Here is a 15,884-nt window from a genome sequence, read left to right as displayed (position 1 = left end):
GATTGTACCGGGCCCTGAGCAAAACATCAGCCTGTTGACTAAACCTCAGTCAACCCTTCCAGCGCCTCATACGCCAGACGCACAGGCGCGAACGAGCGTCGGTGAATCGGCGTCGGACCCAAGCGGGCCAAGGCCTCCAGATGTACGGGAGTCGGGTAGCCTTTGTGCCCGCCAATGCCGTAGCCAGGGTAAATCAATTCGAAAGCAGCCATTTCACGGTCACGGCTAACCTTTGCCAGAATCGAAGCTGCGGCAATCGCCGGGACTTTGCTATCACCCTTGACCACCGCTTCAGCCGGCATCGCCAGCTTCGGGCAGCGGTTGCCGTCGATCATCGCCAGTTTTGGGGTGATGCTTAGCCCTTCCACTGCGCGCTGCATGGCCAGCATGGTGGCGTGCAAGATATTCAGCTCGTCGATTTCTTCAACTTCAGCGCGGGCAATGCACCAGCTCAGGGCCTTTTCACAGATCTCGTCATAAAGCTTTTCGCGACGGGCTTCGGTGAGCTTTTTCGAATCGTTGAGCCCGAGAATCGGCCGATTCGGATCGAGAATCACCGCCGCGGTCACCACAGCACCGCATAAAGGCCCGCGTCCGACTTCATCAACACCGGCAACCAGGTCTTCAGCGTCGGCAACCAAGGTGAAATCCAGACCCATTTGCATCTTTACACCACTCATACTGGTTTGCCGATCAGGTTCAATACCGCTTCGGCGGCCTGATTCGAGGCATCGCGACGCAAGGTCCGATGAATCTCGTCAAAACCACGGGTTTGTTCTTCGCCGCCGTCGATCAATGGCAACACCGTCTGCGCCAGCGCCTCGGCAGTTGCATCGTCCTGCAACAACTCGGGCACCAGCAAACGCTGCGCCAGCAAGTTCGGCAGAGATATATAGGGGCTTTTTACCATGCGCTTGAGAATCCAGAACGTCAGCGGCGCCAGGCGATAAGCGACCACCATCGGCCGCTTGTACAGCAGCGCTTCCAGGGTCGCGGTACCGGAGGCAATCAACACTGCGTCACAGGCAGCGAGAGCCTGATGGGAACGTCCGTCGAGCAGAGTCAACGGCAAGTCGCGGCCTGCCAGCAACTCTTCGAGCTGCACACGGCGCTCAGGACTGGCGCATGGCATGACAAAACGCACGCCTGGACGCAAGGCACGCAGACGCTCGGCGGTGTCAAGAAACAAACCTCCCAGACGACCGACCTCGCCACCGCGACTACCCGGCATCAAGGCAACCAGGGGTCCATCAGGCAACCCCAGCTCTGCACGGACTGCGGCGCGATCTGCCTCAAGCGGGATCGCATCGGCCAGGGAGTGACCGACAAAACGTACCGGCACGCCCTTCTCTTCGTAGAATTTCGCCTCGAACGGAAACAGCGTCAGCATCAGATCGCAACCTTCACGAATCTTCAGCACGCGTTTCTGACGCCAGGCCCAGACAGACGGGCTGACGTAGTGCACGGTCTTGATCCCGGCCTGCCGCAGTTTGAGTTCGATATTCAGCGTGAAGTCCGGCGCATCGATACCGATGAATACGTCCGGCTTCTCCGCGATCAAGGTCTGAATAAGCTTTTTGCGTCGAGCCAGCAGCTCACGCAAACGCCCCAGAACCTCAACCAGCCCCATGACGGCCAGACGCTCCATCGGGAAATAGGAAGTCAAGCCTTCGGCCTGCATCAGCGGTCCGCCGACACCGATAAACTCAACCGCAGGATGTTGTGCCTTGAGGGCGCGCATCAAGCCAGCGCCCAAGATATCGCCGGAGGCCTCGCCCGCCACCAGTGCAACACGCAAAGTGGCCATGATTAACGAGTAATGCCGCGAGTCGAAGACTGGATAGAATCACGGAAAACCGCGACTTCCGGAAACTGTGCGGACGGCTCGGCCAGCTCGGCAAGTGCCTGATCGACAGTCAGCCCTTGACGGTAAACCACCTTGTAGGCGCGACGCAGAGCGTGGATCGCGTCGTCGCTGAAACCACGACGGCGCATGCCTTCGAAGTTCATGCTGCGCGCCTCGGCAGGGTTGCCGAACACCGTGACGTAGGCCGGAACATCCTTGCCGATAGCGGTACCCATGCCAGAAAAGCTGTGAGCGCCGATATGGCAGTACTGATGAACCAGAGTAAAGCCGGAGAGAATCGCCCAGTCTTCAACGTGCACATGACCGGCCAACGCGGTGTTGTTGACCAGAATGCAATGATTGCCGATGACACTGTCGTGGCCGATGTGCGCATAGGCCATGATCAGATTGTGATCGCCCAGGGTCGTTTCGGCACGATCCTGAATGGTCCCACGGTGAATGGTTACGCCTTCACGGATGACGTTATGGTCACCGATCACCAGACGTGTTTCCTCACCTTTGTATTTGAGATCGGGCGTGTCCTCACCTACCGAGGAAAACTGGTAGATGCGGTTTTGCTTACCGATTCGGGTCGGGCCTTTGAGAATCACATGTGGCCCGATCACTGTACCCTCGCCGATTTCCACACCAGCGCCGATGATCGACCAGGGGCCGACCTCGACGTCGTCGGCCAGAACGGCCGTCGGATCGATGATTGCGCGAGGGTCAATCAAACTCATAGTTTGCGTTCCGCGCAAATGATCTCGGCGGAGCAGACCGGCTTGCCATCGACCGAAGCCTGGCATTCAAACTTCCAGATCTGACGCTTGCAGCTCAAGAACCTGGCTTCAAGAATCAACTGATCACCTGGCAGTACCGGCTGGCGGAAGCGCAGCTTGTCGGAACCGACGAAATAGTAAAGGGTGCCATCGGCCGGTTTCACATCCAGCATCTTGAAACCAAGGATACCGGCAGCCTGAGCCATCGCCTCGATAATCAGCACGCCCGGCATGATCGGATGTGCCGGAAAGTGACCATTGAAGAATGGTTCGTTGATGCTGACATTCTTGTAGGCACGAATGCACTTGCCTTCAACATCCAGATCCACTACCCGGTCCACCAACAGGAAAGGGTAACGGTGAGGCAGGTATTCGCGAATCTCGTTGATGTCCATCATTTCGGGGGGAAGCCTGTAGTAAAGATTGGGAGCGCGCGACTGACGCGCACTCCTCTAGCAAATCAAGGAGGCAGTCTAGCGGCTGTGCACACTTGATATGGAAATGGTTTCAGCCATCTGATGAAGCATTACCGCCAGGGGTCACGTCACCTACACGCTTTTCCAATTGCCGCAGGCGTCGCGCGATATCGTCGAGCTGACGAATGCGTGCCGCGCTTTTGCGCCATTCGGCGGCAGGCTGCATCGCCGTACCGGAAGAATAGGAACCCGGCTCTGTAATCGAGTGAGTCACCATGGTCATTCCGGTCAGGAAAACGTTGTCGCAAATATCGATGTGCCCAACCAGACCGACACCACCGGCGAGCATGCAGTGCTTGCCGATTTTGGTACTGCCGGAGATCCCCACGCACGCCGCCATGGCGGTGTGATCACCGACCTGCACGTTGTGGGCGATCTGAATCTGGTTATCCAGTTTCACGCCATTACCGATCACGGTATCGGCCAGCGCACCGCGGTCGATGGCAGTGTTCACGCCGATCTCCACATCGTCACCGACCAACACGCCGCCGATCTGGGCAATCTTCTGCCAGACACCTTTTTCATTGGCGAAGCCAAAACCTTCACCACCAATGACAGCGCCGGACTGAATCACCACGCGTTTGCCGATCCGTACGTCGTGATAAAGCGTCACTCGAGGAGCCAGCCAACCGTCTTCACCGATTTCAGAGCGAGCACCAACAAAGCAGTGAGCGCCGACCGTGACACCAGCGGCAATGCGCGCGGCGCTTTCGATCACGGCAAATGCACCAATGCTCGCAGCCGGATCGACCACCGCATCCTCAGCCACAACCGCAGTCGGATGAATACCGGCACTGGCTTTAGGCTTGGGATCGAACAGATGGGAAATCCGCGCGTACGCAAGGTATGGATCAGCTACAACCAGCGCATCACCGGCAAAACCTTCGGCGTCAGCGGCCTTCAGCAACACGGCTGCGGCCTGGCTGCCGACCAGATATTTACGGTATTGGGGATTTGCCAGAAAGCTCAACTGAGCTGGGCCAGCCTCCTGCAAGGTGGCTAGCCCAGTAATTTCTTTCTCCGCGGAACCACGTAGCGTGGCGCCGAGGAACTCGGCCAACTGGCCGAGTTTTATAGTCGCAGTCATGGATTACTTCAGCTGATTCATGCGCTCGATAACCTGGCGAGTGATGTCGTACTGAGGTTTGACATCGATCACTGCGCCACGCTCGAAGACCAGGTCAAAAGCACCTTTCTTGATGACTTCTTCCACAGCGCTATCCAGTTTCGGCTTGAGCTGTTTCAGCATTTCACGGTCGGCAACGGCTTTGGCTTCGTTCAGTTCCTTGGACTGGAACTGGAAGTCACGGGCCTTTTGCTTGAACTCGAGTTCAAGGCGCTCACGTTCGCCTTGCTGCATTTTGTCGCCACCACTGACCAGACGGTCCTGGATGCCTTTGGCGCTGCTTTCAAGAGCCTTTAGCTTGGTCAGTTGTGGACCGAACTTCTTCTCGGCATCCACAGCGTATTTCTTCGCCGCGTCAGACTCCAGCAGAGCCATTTGATAGTTCAGTACCGCAATTTTCATTTCGGCAAATGCCGGGGTCGCTACCAGGACAGTCGCCAGGAGAACCAATTGAGTCAACTTACGCACGATGCACTCCTACAAAAACCATTGTCGTTATCTTGGATCAGACGATTAGAACGTCTGACCGAGGGAGAATTGGAATACCTGGGTCTCAGCATTGCTGTCCGGTTTCTTGACCGGCATTGCCAATGCGAAACTCAACGGACCAAGGGCAGTAACCCATGTCACACCAACGCCCACCGAACTGGCCATATTGCTCAGACTGACCTCGTTGCACTGCGTTTTAGACTTCGAACCATCGGCGTTAGTGCTCTGCGTGCAAGTCGAGTCGAATACGTTACCCACGTCCCAGAATACCGAAGTGCGCAAGGAACGCTGATCTTTCACGAACGGCAGAGGGAACAGAACCTCTACACCACCCTGAATCAGGACGTTACCACCAAACGGCAGCGCATTCTGGTCCGGGTCGACGGAAGTTCCCGGGTTAACGCCACGACTCGGCGTACTGCGAGGCCCGAGAGTGCTGTCCTTGAAGCCGCGAACCGAGTTGAAACCACCTGCAAAGTAGTTCTCGTAGAACGGCAGGCTATTGGTCGAACCGTAACCATCACCATAGCCCAGCTCAGTGTGCAGACGCATGGTGTAGCTATCAGTCAATGGCTGGAACAGCTGACCACGGTAATCGAGCTTGAAGAACGAGAGATCGCTGCCAGGGGTCGTTGCTTCCAGAACCAGGCTCTGGGAATGACCACGGGTCGCCAGCACGCCTTTGTTCAGAGTCGACTCGGACCAACCGGCCGAAGCCTTGAAGTTCAGGTACTGGTTACCTTCACGGTTAACGAAGTCAAAAATCTCGTCAACGGTGAACTGACCGGTATTGATCTTGTCTTGCTGCGCCGTCAGACCAAAGGTCAGACGCGAAGTCTCGCTGATCGGATAACCGACGCTGACGCCCGCACCCAGGCTGTCTACCGCATAGTTGGCTACGTTGACATCAAGGTTTTTGTAGTCAGTGGTGCGATAGAAAGCGTTGTAACCCAGGCTGACGCCGTCAGCAGTCCAGTAGGGGTCGACATAACCGAAGTTGTAGCGGCTCTGGTACTGGCTACGGGTCAAGCCGATGCTGACCTTGTTACCGGTACCCAGGAAGTTGTTCTGGGTAATCGAGCCACCGAGGATCAGACCGGCGCTCTGAGCAAAACCGACGCTGGCGGTGATCGAACCGGACGCTTGCTCTTCAACGGCGTAGTTCACGTCAACCTGGTCATCGACACCCGGTACAGCCGGCGTCTCGACGTTGACCTCCTTGAAGAAGCCCAGACGTTCCAGACGGGTCTTGGACTGGTCGATCAGGTAGGTTGACGCCCAGCCTCCTTCCATCTGACGCATTTCACGACGCAGCACTTCGTCTTCCGACTTGGTATTGCCACGGAAGTTGATACGGTTCACGTATGCGCGCTTGCCAGGATCGACCATGAAAGTGATATCTACGGTGTGATCTTCTTCATGGGGCTGCGGCACGCCGTTGACGTTGGCGAAGGTATAGCCTTCGTTACCCAGACGACGGGTGATCAATTCAGACGTGGTGGTCATCAGTTTGCGCGAGAAAACCTGACCTTTCTGTACCAGCAGCAACGACTTGACCTGGTCTTCAGGCACTTTCAAGTCACCGCTCAGCTTGACGTCACGAACGCTGTACTTCTCACCTTCGTTAACGTTGACAGTGATGTAGACGTGTTTCTTGTCCGGGGTGATCGAAACCTGGGTCGAAGCGATATCCATGTTGATATAGCCACGATCCAGGTAGTAGGAACGCAGGCGCTCCAGGTCACCGGACAATTTTTCACGAGCGTACTTGTCATCGTTCTTGAAGAACGACAGCCAGTTAGAGGTTTTCAGTTCGAACAGGTCGATGAGATCTTCGTCAGGGAAGACCGTGTTACCCACCACGTTGATGTGCTGGATAGCGGCGACAGTGCCTTCGTTGATATTGACCTTCAAGGCAACACGGTTACGCGGCTGCGGCACCACTTCGGTGTCGACGGTCGCCGAGTAGCGGCCCTGAGCAACATATTGACGCTGCAGTTCGTTACGCACGCCCTCAAGGGTCGCACGCTGGAAGATCTCGCCTTCGGACAGACCGGATTGTTTGAGGCCTTTCATCAGGTCTTCAGTGGAGATCGCCTTGTTTCCGTCGATCTCGATACTGGCAACAGATGGACGCTCGACTACAGTGATGACCAGGACATTGCCATCGCGGCCCAGCTGGATATCTTGAAAGTAACCGGTTTTGAACAATGCACGAGTGGATTCCGCCAGGCGACGATCATCCGCCTGTTCACCAACGTTCAACGGCAAGGCACCAAAGACGCTACCCGCGGACACCCGCTGGAGGCCATTGACGCGAATATCGGAGATAGTGAAGGACTCGGCGTGAACTTCGGCGATCATCAATACGGTGAGAACCGCAGTTAGCAGCAGACGTTTCATGAAGTCCTTTCTTATTCCAACTGGCAATAAACAAACTGCCGCAAAATGCGGCAGATTCGCAATTCAGCGAAGCGTTACAGTCGACCCAGATCGTTGAGCAGAGCAAGCAACATCACCCCGACCACCAAACTGATACCGATCTGTATCCCCCAACCCTGCACCCGATCCGACAAGGGGCGACCACGCGCCCACTCAATCAGATAAAACAACAAATGCCCCCCATCCAGTACAGGAATGGGCAACAGATTGAGAACTCCCAGGCTAATACTCAGATAAGCAAGGAAATTCAAGAAATCAGCGACACCCGACTGGGCAGAAGCGCCCGCCACTTTAGCAATGGTTATCGGTCCACTCAAGTTTTTTACCGAGAGCTCGCCGAACAACATTTTCTTTAGTGAATCAAGGGTCAGCACACTCATGGTCCAGGTCCGCCGGGCACCCTCGCCGATCGCAGCCAGCGGACCGAAGCTGACCTCATGAATCATGCTTGGTGGCCAATCGACAGCCTTTACCCCGGCCCCCAGATAACCGCTCGCGACTTTCGACTTGCCACGGGCAGCCAAGGTCACAGGGACGTCGATTTGAGCACCATCACGCTCAACATGCAGCATAATTTTGGTATCAGGCCGTACACGGACCAAATCAACGACTTGCTGCCAATCGCTCAACGCCTGGCCATCGAGCGCCAGCAGACGGTCGCCCATCTTCAGGCCGGCAGCCTGCGCAGGCCCTTTGGGATCAAGCTCGGCCAGCACCGGCGGCAACGCTGGACGCCAAGGGCGAATCCCCAGCGCGTGAATCGGATCGGGCTCATCAACACCTTTAAGCCAATGATCCAGCATCAGCTCATGAGGTGAGTCGACAGTCGAGCCCTGTTCGCGCATCAGCAACTGCAAGGAGCCACTTTCACCCAATCGGCTCACCAGTTGCAGATTGACGGCCGCCCAACCAGAAGTCGGCTCACCATCGATCGCAACGATTTCCTGACCGGGGCTCAAGCCGGCCCTTGCAGCAAGACTACCGACCTCAACCGCACCGATGACCGGACGCACCTGCTCGCTGCCGAGCATCGCCAACGCCCAGAAAAACACCAGAGCCAGCAGAAAGTTGGCAACAGGACCGGCCACGACGATAGCGATACGCTGGCGAACAGTCTTGCGATTGAAGGCATGATCGAGCTGATCAGCCGGCACTTCACCTTCGCGCTCATCGAGCATCTTCACATAACCACCCAACGGGATGGCAGCGATCACGAACTCCGTACCGCGGCGATCATGCCAACGCAGCAGGGGCATACCGAAGCCCACAGAGAAACGCAGAACCTTGACGCCACAGCGGCGCGCCACCCAAAAATGGCCGAATTCATGGAAGGTGACCAGCACGCCCAGAGCAACCAGGGTGCCGAAAATCATATAGAGCGCGCTCATCTACTTTCTCCGCATTCCTATCCAGTGCCGATACACTCGAATCCGCCGCAACATTTATCGCCCATGGCGACTCAGCCATTGCTCGGTCAGGGTACGGGCTTTGGCGTCCGCCGAGAACACCGCGTCGAGTTCGTCGACGGCAACCACAGGCTCGAGGCTTAATACTTCCTCGATGATACTCGCGATCTCCGGGTAGCGGATGCGTCGATCAAGAAAGGCTGCCACAGCCACTTCATTTGCAGCATTCAACGTGGCAGGCGCACTGTTACCCGCCTCCGCCGCCTGACGCGCGAGTCGCAGGCATGGAAAACGCTCTTCATCGGGAGCCTGGAAGTCCAGTCGCGCGATTGAGAACAGATCAAGAGGCGCCACCCCGGAGTCGATTCGCTCAGGCCAGGCCAGGGCGTTGGCAATCGGCGTACGCATATCAGGATTGCCCAATTGCGCCAACACCGAGCCATCGACATAGTCGACCAGCGAATGAATGACGCTCTGCGGATGAACGACCACTTCGACCTGGGCAGGCCTGGCATCGAACAACCAGCAAGCCTCGATCAACTCAAGGCCTTTGTTCATCATGCTTGCCGAATCAACCGAGATCTTGCGACCCATCGACCAATTGGGGTGCGCACAAGCCTGCTCGGGCGAAACTTGCGCAAGCTCTGACAACGGTGTTTGCCGGAACGGACCACCGGAGGCAGTCAGTAGAATCCGCCGAACCCCGACAGCGCCAAGCCCGCGAGCAAAGTCACTGGGCATGCACTGAAAAATCGCGTTGTGCTCGCTGTCGATTGGCAACAGGACCGAACCGCTCTTGCGCACAGCCTGCATAAACAACGCGCCGGACATCACCAGCGCCTCTTTATTAGCCAAGAGGATTTTTTTACCGGCCTCTACCGCCGCCAAAGTCGGACGCAAACCCGCTGCCCCGACGATCGCCGCCATCACCGCATCGACTTCAGGATCGGCCGCGATCTGACACAGCCCCTCCTCCCCCACCAGGACGCGGGTTTTCAGCCCGGCAGCCCGCAAGTCGTCCTGCAGGCTACGTGCAGCAGCGATCTCAGGAACGACTGCGAAGCGCGGCATGTGGCGAACGCACAACGCGAGCAGCTCGCTCAAACGACTGAAACCACTCAAGGCGAACACTTGGTAGCGCTCGGGATGACGAGCAATGACATCCAGGGTGCTCAGGCCAATCGAACCCGTCGCCCCCAGAACGGTAATCTGTTGTAGGCGACTCACAGTGCAGCCATCCACAAAAGGACAGCAAATACCGGAATAGCCGCTGTCAGACTGTCGATTCGATCCAGCACACCGCCATGGCCCGGCAGCAGGTTACTGCTGTCCTTGATCCCCGACTGACGCTTGAACATGCTTTCAGTCAGATCGCCGACCACCGAGAGCGATACGACAATCGCCGCGCCGAGCAACCCCAACAGCACCTGCACCCCACTCCAGTCTCGAACAAAGCCGACAACGGCAGTGATCAGCAAGCTAAGCAGTAAACCACCATAAACCCCTTCCCAGCTCTTGCCCGGACTGACTTGCGGAGCCAGTTTACGCTTGCCAAAAGCCCGGCCGGAAAAGTAGGCACCGATATCAGCCCCCCAGACCAACACCATTACCGCCATGATCAGCCAGTTACCCAAGGGTTGTTGCTTGATCAGGATCAAACCTTGCCAGGCAGGCAACAAGATCAACAGACCAATCACCAACTTGCTTGCCGCGCTAGCCCAATACTCACCGGTCCGTGGATAAGTCAGCACCAGGAAAGTCGCCAGCAACCACCAGAGAACAGCAGCACCCAGTACCCATGGAGCAAGACCGGGAAGTACATGCATGAAAAACAGCAGCAGCGCGACCAGGGTTGCGTAAACAATCCGGGCAGACTGAGCAGTGAAACCTGCCAATCGAGCCCATTCCCAGGCACCCAGAGTCACCACCAGCCCGATGAACAAAGCAAAGCCCGTACCTTCGAGCAGGAAAAACCCGCACAAGGCGATTGGCAGCAGGATCAGCGCAGTAATGATTCGTTGCTTAAGCATTAAACCCGGGCTCCAGCCTCGACCTGCTCGCTCGTTTTACCGAAGCGGCGCTGACGAGAAGCGTAATCGGCCAGCGCAGAACGCATGGCATCGTGTTTGAAGTCCGGCCAGAACAGGTCGGAGAAATACAGCTCGGCGTACGCCAACTGCCACAACAGGAAGTTGCTGATGCGGTGCTCACCGCCAGTACGAATGCACAAGTCCGGCAAGGGCAGATCGCCAGTCGCCAGACAGGTTTGCAACAACTCTGGCGTAATGTCTTCAGGTCGCAGATGCCCGGCCTGAACCTCGCGCGCCAGGCGCTGGGCAGCCTGGGCAATGTCCCATTGACCACCATAATTGGCAGCGATTTGCAGGATAAAACGATTGCTGCCCGATGTCATCGCCTCAGCTTCACGCATGGCCGCCTGCAGCTCCGGATGGAAGCGCGAGCGGTCACCAATGATGCGCAGGCTGATGTTGTTGTCGTTGAGGCGCTTGGCCTCACGACGCAATGCCCTGAAGAACAGATCCATCAAGCCACTGACTTCGTCTGCCGGACGCTGCCAGTTCTCACTGGAGAAGGCAAACAAGGTCAGCACTTCGACCTTGGCCTCGGCACACACCTCGATGACAGCACGAACAGCATCGACACCCGCTTTATGCCCGGCAATACCCGGCATAAAGCGCTTTTTTGCCCAACGATTATTGCCGTCCATGATAATCGCGACATGACGCGGCACCGAAGACGGTACAGCCTGCTTGGTCTTTTCCATGAAAACGCGACCCTTATACGGCCATCAGGTCTTTTTCTTTCTCCGCCAACTTAGCGTCGATTTCAGCTACGAACTTCTTGGTCAGATCGTCGATCTCGCCAGTGGCACGACGCTCTTCGTCTTCGCTGATTTCCTTTTCCTTGACCAGATCCTTCAGCGAGCTGTTTGCATCGCGACGGATGTTGCGTACGGCAACACGGGCATCTTCAGCCACATCGCGTGCCTGCTTGGTGAAACCGCGACGGGTTTCTTCGGTCAGGGCCGGCATGCTGATCAGCAGCAGCTCACCAAGGTTGGTCGGGTTCAGGTTCAGACCTGCGCTGCCGATTGCCTTGTCGACGGCGCCCAGCATGTTGCGCTCGAAGGCAACAACTTGCAGGGTACGGGCGTCTTTGACGGTGATGTTGGCAACTTGCTTGATCGGGGTGTCAGCACCGTAGTACGGCACCATCACGCCCTCCAGGATGCTTGGGTGCGCCTGGCCAGTACGGATACGGCCGAAGTTGTGCGCCAGCGATTCCACAGATTTCTGCATGCGATCTTTAGCGTCTTTCTTGATTTCGTTGATCATTGTTGGCCTTCCTCGATCAGGGTTCCTTCAGCGCCGCCATGTACGATATTCAGCAGGGCGCCGGGCTTGTTCATGTTAAAGACGCGCAACGGCATCTTGTGATCACGGCACAGACAGATGGCCGTCAGATCCATCACACCCAGCTTGCGATCCAGCACTTCATCGTAGGTCAGATGATCGAACTTCTCGGCATGCGGGTCTTTGAATGGGTCAGCGGTGTACACACCATCAACCTTGGTCGCTTTCAACACGACGTCAGCATCGATCTCGATCGCTCGCAGGCAGGCTGCCGAATCCGTGGTGAAGAACGGGTTGCCGGTACCGGCTGCGAAGATAACGACTTCCTTGGCGTTCAGGTGACGCATGGCTTTGCGGCGATCATAGTGATCGGTTACGCCAACCATGGAAATAGCCGACATAACGATGGCGGAGATATTCGCACGTTCCAGCGCATCACGCATGGCCAGGGCATTCATCACAGTGGCCAGCATCCCCATGTGATCGCCGGTAACCCGATCCATCCCGGCAGCACTCAGGGCTGCACCACGGAACAGGTTGCCACCGCCAATCACCAGACCAACCTGAACGCCTATACCGACCAGCTGGCCGACTTCCAGCGCCATGCGATCCAGAACCTTGGGGTCGATCCCGAACTCTTCCGAGCCCATCAGGGCCTCGCCGCTGAGCTTGAGTAGAATGCGTTTATAGCGAGCCTGATAACCACTGCCCTGCTGAGCCATTGCGAATCTCTCCTGCGGCGTATTTTAAAAATTCTTTGCAAGCTGTTTGCAGCCTGCGTTCACTCTAACTGGACGCTATCACAACGCCATCGGAACACGGCTTTGTAAGCCAGTTCCGAAGGGAAGCCAAATAAATTGATCATCCCATTTGAAAAGAGGCTGCGCGCGTGAGCGGGCAGCCTCTTCAGGGCGACAGTTTAAAAAACCGTCTTACTGCTTGGCAGCAGCCAGCTGAGCAGCAACTTCTTCAGCGAAGTTGTCTACTGGCTTCTCGATGCCTTCACCTACCGCGAAGCGAGTGAAGGAAACGATTTCAGCGCCGCCTTTCTTGGCCAGGTCGCCAACAGTCACTTCAGGGTCCTTGACGAACTGCTGGTTGACCAGGCTGGCTTCGGCCAGGAACTTGCTGATACGACCAGCAACCATTTTTTCAACGATTTCGGCTGGCTTGCCTTTGATCTTGTCTTCGTTGAGGCTCATGAACACGGCTTTTTCGCGCTCGATGGCTTCAGCGGAAACTTCCGACGGCAGCAGGAACTCAGGGTTGCTGGCCGCGACGTGCATCGCGATGTCTTTAGCCAGTTCAACGTTACCGCCCTTCAGGACGACAGCAACACCGATCTTGTTACCGTGCAGGTAAGTACCGACCACGTCACCTTCAACGCGAACCAGACGACGGATGTTGACGTTCTCGCCGACTTTACCAACCAGAACCAGACGATCAGCTTCACGCGCTTCGATCAGCGGAGCAGCATCAGTCAGTTTGTCAGCAAAAGCCTGTTCGACGCTGGCAGCAACGAACACTTTGAAGTCGTCTTGCAGAGCCAGGAAGTCGGTCTGCGAGTTCACTTCCAGCAGAACTGCGGCTTTACCATTGTCCTTGATAGCGATTGCGCCTTCAGCAGCAACGTTGCCTGCTTTTTTGGCTGCCTTGATGGCGCCCGAAGCACGCATGTCATCAATGGCTTTTTCGATGTCGCCGCCAGCCTTGGTCAAGGCTTTCTTGCAGTCCATCATGCCTTCGCCGGTACGCTCGCGCAGTTCTTTGACCAACGCTGCAGTAATCTCTGCCATTTCAAAATTCCTCTTGGATAGGTTTTCAACCATTCCACCCGACCGAACGGGCGTTCAATTCTTGCGCTACTCCCGAAACACTTGTTAACCGCCGCTCATGACAAAAACTGCAGAGGGCATTTTTCAACAAACGATTTTCGAGGTGGCAAAAAGGGGGCCAAGCCCCCTTTTTGCGTACTGAGTAAACGCTAAGCGCTAGCTACTCAGCCTTCAACTACTGCTGCTGGAGCGTCTTCGACGAACACTTCGGTGCCGCCAGCAACGTGGTTGCGACCTTTGATCACAGCATCAGCCATCGCACCCATGTACAACTGGATGGCGCGGATTGCGTCATCGTTGCCTGGGATGATGTAGTCAACGCCTTCCGGGCTGCTGTTGGTATCGACAACGCCGATAACCGGGATGCCCAGCTTGTTGGCTTCGGTGATCGCGATGCGCTCGTGATCAACGTCGATAACGAACAGTGCGTCTGGCAGACCGCCCATGTCCTTGATACCACCCAGGCTACGATCCAGCTTCTCAAGATCGCGAGTGCGCATCAGCGCTTCTTTCTTGGTCAGCTTGGCGAAAGTACCGTCTTCGGCCTGAACTTCAAGGTCACGCAGACGCTTGATGGAAGCACGGATGGTTTTGAAGTTGGTCAGCATGCCGCCCAACCAGCGGTGATCGACGTACGGCGAACCGCAACGTGCTGCTTCTTCAGCAACGATCTTGCCAGCGGAACGCTTGGTGCCGACGAACAGAATCTTGTTTTTGCCCTGGGCCAGACGCTCTACGAAAGTCAGAGCTTCGTTGAACATTGGCAGGGTTTTTTCAAGGTTGATGATGTGAATCTTGTTCCGCGCGCCGAAAATGTACTTACCCATTTTCGGGTTCCAGTAACGGGTTTGGTGACCGAAGTGCACACCGGCCTTCAGCATATCGCGCATGTTGACTTGGGACATGATAGTTCCTTAATAAGTCGGGTTAGGCCTCCACGCATCCCAATGACCAACCAGCAGCGTCAAGCTGAAGGCACCCAGGTCATCGTGTCGACGCGTGTGTGGGTTTAAACTTTTCGAGGTATCCCCGGAAAGCGGCGCATTTTATACCACAAGAAAGGGAAAAACGAAACCAGGATTCACACGTTCCAGGCGTCAGCTTTTACCCTGACCTTGGAATCGGATCAGAATGCACCATTACTATAGAGAGAAGCGATGGCAAGACGTTCATGATTTGCACCGACCGTCTGTTAGAATCGTGTTTTAGGGCTGCGAAGACGCAACATTTGGTCACGCAATCCATCTCCCGTGTTTATAGCGCCTTTGAGCGCCTAGAGAGCCTGTATGACCGTCACCCTCAAAACCCCAGAGGACATCGCAAAAATGCGTGTCGCCGGCAAACTGGCCGCCGACGTGCTGGAAATGATCGCCGAATACGTCAAACCCGGCGTCACCACGGACGAACTGGACCGCATCTGCCACGACTATATTGTCAATGAACAGAAGGCCATCCCTGCCCCTCTCAATTACAAGGGTTTCCCGAAGTCGATCTGCACCTCGATCAACCATGTGGTCTGCCACGGCATCCCGAACGAGAAACCACTCAAGGATGGCGATACCCTGAACATCGATGTCACCGTCATCAAAGATGGCTATCACGGCGACACCAGCCGGATGTTTCACGTTGGCACCGTGCCTGTCTGGGCCGAGCGCCTGTCGCAAGTCACCCAGGAATGCATGTACAAGGCCATTGAACTGGTCAAACCTGGCTGCCGCCTTGGCGACATCGGTGAAGTCATCCAGAAACACGCCGAGAAAAACGGTTTCTCGGTGGTCCGCGAGTTCTGTGGCCACGGCATCGGCAAGGTGTTTCACGAAGAGCCGCAGATCCTGCACTACGGTCGTGCCGGCACCGGAATGGAACTGAAAGAAGGCATGACCTTCACCATCGAGCCAATGATCAATCAGGGCCGCGCCGACACCAAAGTATTGGGCGACGGCTGGACCGCGATCACCAAGGACCGCAAGCTCTCCGCGCAGTGGGAACACACGCTGCTGGTGACCGCCACCGGTTACGAGATCTTCACCCTGCGCAGCGATGACACTATCCCTCGCGTTTCGGCCTGATCCGTCCTGCTCTGCCCCTACATAAAGAAAGGAAAGCCAATC

16 protein-coding genes are annotated in these 15,884 nt (G+C 56.3%); 1 reads left to right on the top strand and 15 read right to left on the bottom strand.

Features of this window, described 5'->3' with window-relative positions:
* Positions 1–38: 38 nt before the first annotated feature.
* The 15 genes from rnhB to rpsB all read right to left on the bottom strand — a co-directional run bounded on the left by rnhB (position 39) and on the right by rpsB (position 14,678).
* The gene (rnhB, locus tag AC07VR_RS01655) at positions 39–665 is read right to left on the bottom strand and encodes a ribonuclease HII (protein ID WP_494992769.1); all 627 of its coding nucleotides are present in this window, start codon (positions 663–665) and stop codon (positions 39–41) included.
* Positions 666–676: 11 nt separating this feature from the next.
* Positions 677–1,807, bottom strand: coding sequence for a lipid-A-disaccharide synthase (lpxB, locus tag AC07VR_RS01650; RefSeq protein WP_494992565.1), 1,131 nt, complete (start codon positions 1,805–1,807; stop codon positions 677–679).
* A 2-nt stretch (positions 1,808–1,809) separates the two neighbouring features.
* On the bottom strand, positions 1,810–2,586 hold the full coding sequence (lpxA, locus tag AC07VR_RS01645; protein ID WP_494992564.1) for an acyl-ACP--UDP-N-acetylglucosamine O-acyltransferase: 777 nt from the start codon (positions 2,584–2,586) through the stop codon (positions 1,810–1,812).
* Positions 2,583–3,023 (bottom strand): 3-hydroxyacyl-ACP dehydratase FabZ, encoded by a 441-nt coding sequence (gene fabZ / locus AC07VR_RS01640; protein ID WP_494992563.1) that lies wholly within the window; start codon positions 3,021–3,023, stop codon positions 2,583–2,585. The genes lpxA and fabZ overlap by 4 nt, the downstream gene beginning before the upstream one ends.
* A 109-nt stretch (positions 3,024–3,132) precedes the next feature.
* On the bottom strand, positions 3,133–4,188 hold the full coding sequence (gene lpxD / locus AC07VR_RS01635) for a UDP-3-O-(3-hydroxymyristoyl)glucosamine N-acyltransferase (RefSeq protein WP_494992562.1): 1,056 nt from the start codon (positions 4,186–4,188) through the stop codon (positions 3,133–3,135).
* A 3-nt stretch (positions 4,189–4,191) separates the two neighbouring features.
* Positions 4,192–4,695, bottom strand: coding sequence for an OmpH/Skp family outer membrane protein (locus AC07VR_RS01630; RefSeq protein WP_017130863.1), 504 nt, complete (start codon positions 4,693–4,695; stop codon positions 4,192–4,194).
* Between the two features lie 45 nt (positions 4,696–4,740).
* Complete coding sequence (gene bamA / locus AC07VR_RS01625; protein WP_495010315.1) at positions 4,741–7,119, bottom strand: outer membrane protein assembly factor BamA; 2,379 nt, start codon at positions 7,117–7,119, stop codon at positions 4,741–4,743.
* A 74-nt stretch (positions 7,120–7,193) separates the two neighbouring features.
* Positions 7,194–8,546 (bottom strand): RIP metalloprotease RseP, encoded by a 1,353-nt coding sequence (rseP, locus tag AC07VR_RS01620; RefSeq protein WP_494992560.1) that lies wholly within the window; start codon positions 8,544–8,546, stop codon positions 7,194–7,196.
* Between the two features lie 54 nt (positions 8,547–8,600).
* A complete protein-coding gene (ispC, locus tag AC07VR_RS01615; protein ID WP_494992559.1) occupies positions 8,601–9,791 on the bottom strand; it encodes a 1-deoxy-D-xylulose-5-phosphate reductoisomerase in 1,191 nt (396 codons plus the stop codon).
* Complete coding sequence (locus AC07VR_RS01610) at positions 9,788–10,594, bottom strand: phosphatidate cytidylyltransferase (protein ID WP_494992558.1); 807 nt, start codon at positions 10,592–10,594, stop codon at positions 9,788–9,790. The genes ispC and AC07VR_RS01610 overlap by 4 nt, the downstream gene beginning before the upstream one ends.
* Positions 10,594–11,349, bottom strand: coding sequence for a polyprenyl diphosphate synthase (gene uppS, locus AC07VR_RS01605; RefSeq protein ID WP_494992557.1), 756 nt, complete (start codon positions 11,347–11,349; stop codon positions 10,594–10,596). The genes AC07VR_RS01610 and uppS overlap by 1 nt, the downstream gene beginning before the upstream one ends.
* 13 nt (positions 11,350–11,362) lie before the next feature.
* On the bottom strand, positions 11,363–11,920 hold the full coding sequence (gene frr / locus AC07VR_RS01600; protein ID WP_494992556.1) for a ribosome recycling factor: 558 nt from the start codon (positions 11,918–11,920) through the stop codon (positions 11,363–11,365).
* Positions 11,917–12,660 (bottom strand): UMP kinase, encoded by a 744-nt coding sequence (pyrH, locus tag AC07VR_RS01595; RefSeq protein WP_003172271.1) that lies wholly within the window; start codon positions 12,658–12,660, stop codon positions 11,917–11,919. Before pyrH ends, frr begins: the two co-directional genes overlap by 4 nt.
* Positions 12,661–12,870: 210 nt before the next feature.
* Positions 12,871–13,734, bottom strand: coding sequence for a translation elongation factor Ts (gene tsf / locus AC07VR_RS01590; protein WP_494992555.1), 864 nt, complete (start codon positions 13,732–13,734; stop codon positions 12,871–12,873).
* A gap of 203 nt (positions 13,735–13,937) precedes the next feature.
* Positions 13,938–14,678 (bottom strand): 30S ribosomal protein S2, encoded by a 741-nt coding sequence (gene rpsB, locus AC07VR_RS01585; RefSeq protein WP_494992554.1) that lies wholly within the window; start codon positions 14,676–14,678, stop codon positions 13,938–13,940.
* 381 nt (positions 14,679–15,059) lie between these two features.
* On the opposite strand from rpsB, the gene map reads away from it, so the two are divergent.
* On the top strand, positions 15,060–15,842 hold the full coding sequence (map, locus tag AC07VR_RS01580; protein WP_494992553.1) for a type I methionyl aminopeptidase: 783 nt from the start codon (positions 15,060–15,062) through the stop codon (positions 15,840–15,842).
* Positions 15,843–15,884: the final 42 nt, after the last annotated feature.

It is taken from the genome of Pseudomonas sp. GW821-FHT02H09 (assembly GCF_059421425.1).
This window is presented reverse-complemented; position numbering and strand designations above follow the sequence as displayed.

Excerpts from the sequence above, each read along its gene's own strand:
- rnhB (WP_494992769.1), bottom strand. The coding sequence starts at position 665 with ATGCAAATGGGTCTGGATTTCACCTTGGTTGCCGACGCTGAAGACCTG.
- lpxB (WP_494992565.1), bottom strand. The coding sequence starts at position 1,807 with ATGGCCACTTTGCGTGTTGCACTGGTGGCGGGCGAGGCCTCCGGCGAT.
- lpxA (WP_494992564.1), bottom strand. The coding sequence starts at position 2,586 with ATGAGTTTGATTGACCCTCGCGCAATCATCGATCCGACGGCCGTTCTG.
- fabZ (WP_494992563.1), bottom strand. The coding sequence starts at position 3,023 with ATGATGGACATCAACGAGATTCGCGAATACCTGCCTCACCGTTACCCT.
- lpxD (WP_494992562.1), bottom strand. The coding sequence starts at position 4,188 with ATGACTGCGACTATAAAACTCGGCCAGTTGGCCGAGTTCCTCGGCGCC.
- bamA (WP_495010315.1), bottom strand. The coding sequence starts at position 7,119 with ATGAAACGTCTGCTGCTAACTGCGGTTCTCACCGTATTGATGATCGCC.
- rseP (WP_494992560.1), bottom strand. The coding sequence starts at position 8,546 with ATGAGCGCGCTCTATATGATTTTCGGCACCCTGGTTGCTCTGGGCGTG.
- AC07VR_RS01610 (WP_494992558.1), bottom strand. The coding sequence starts at position 10,594 with ATGCTTAAGCAACGAATCATTACTGCGCTGATCCTGCTGCCAATCGCC.
- uppS (WP_494992557.1), bottom strand. The coding sequence starts at position 11,349 with ATGGAAAAGACCAAGCAGGCTGTACCGTCTTCGGTGCCGCGTCATGTC.
- frr (WP_494992556.1), bottom strand. The coding sequence starts at position 11,920 with ATGATCAACGAAATCAAGAAAGACGCTAAAGATCGCATGCAGAAATCT.
- pyrH (WP_003172271.1), bottom strand. The coding sequence starts at position 12,660 with ATGGCTCAGCAGGGCAGTGGTTATCAGGCTCGCTATAAACGCATTCTA.
- tsf (WP_494992555.1), bottom strand. The coding sequence starts at position 13,734 with ATGGCAGAGATTACTGCAGCGTTGGTCAAAGAACTGCGCGAGCGTACC.
- rpsB (WP_494992554.1), bottom strand. The coding sequence starts at position 14,678 with ATGTCCCAAGTCAACATGCGCGATATGCTGAAGGCCGGTGTGCACTTC.
- map (WP_494992553.1), top strand. The coding sequence starts at position 15,060 with ATGACCGTCACCCTCAAAACCCCAGAGGACATCGCAAAAATGCGTGTC.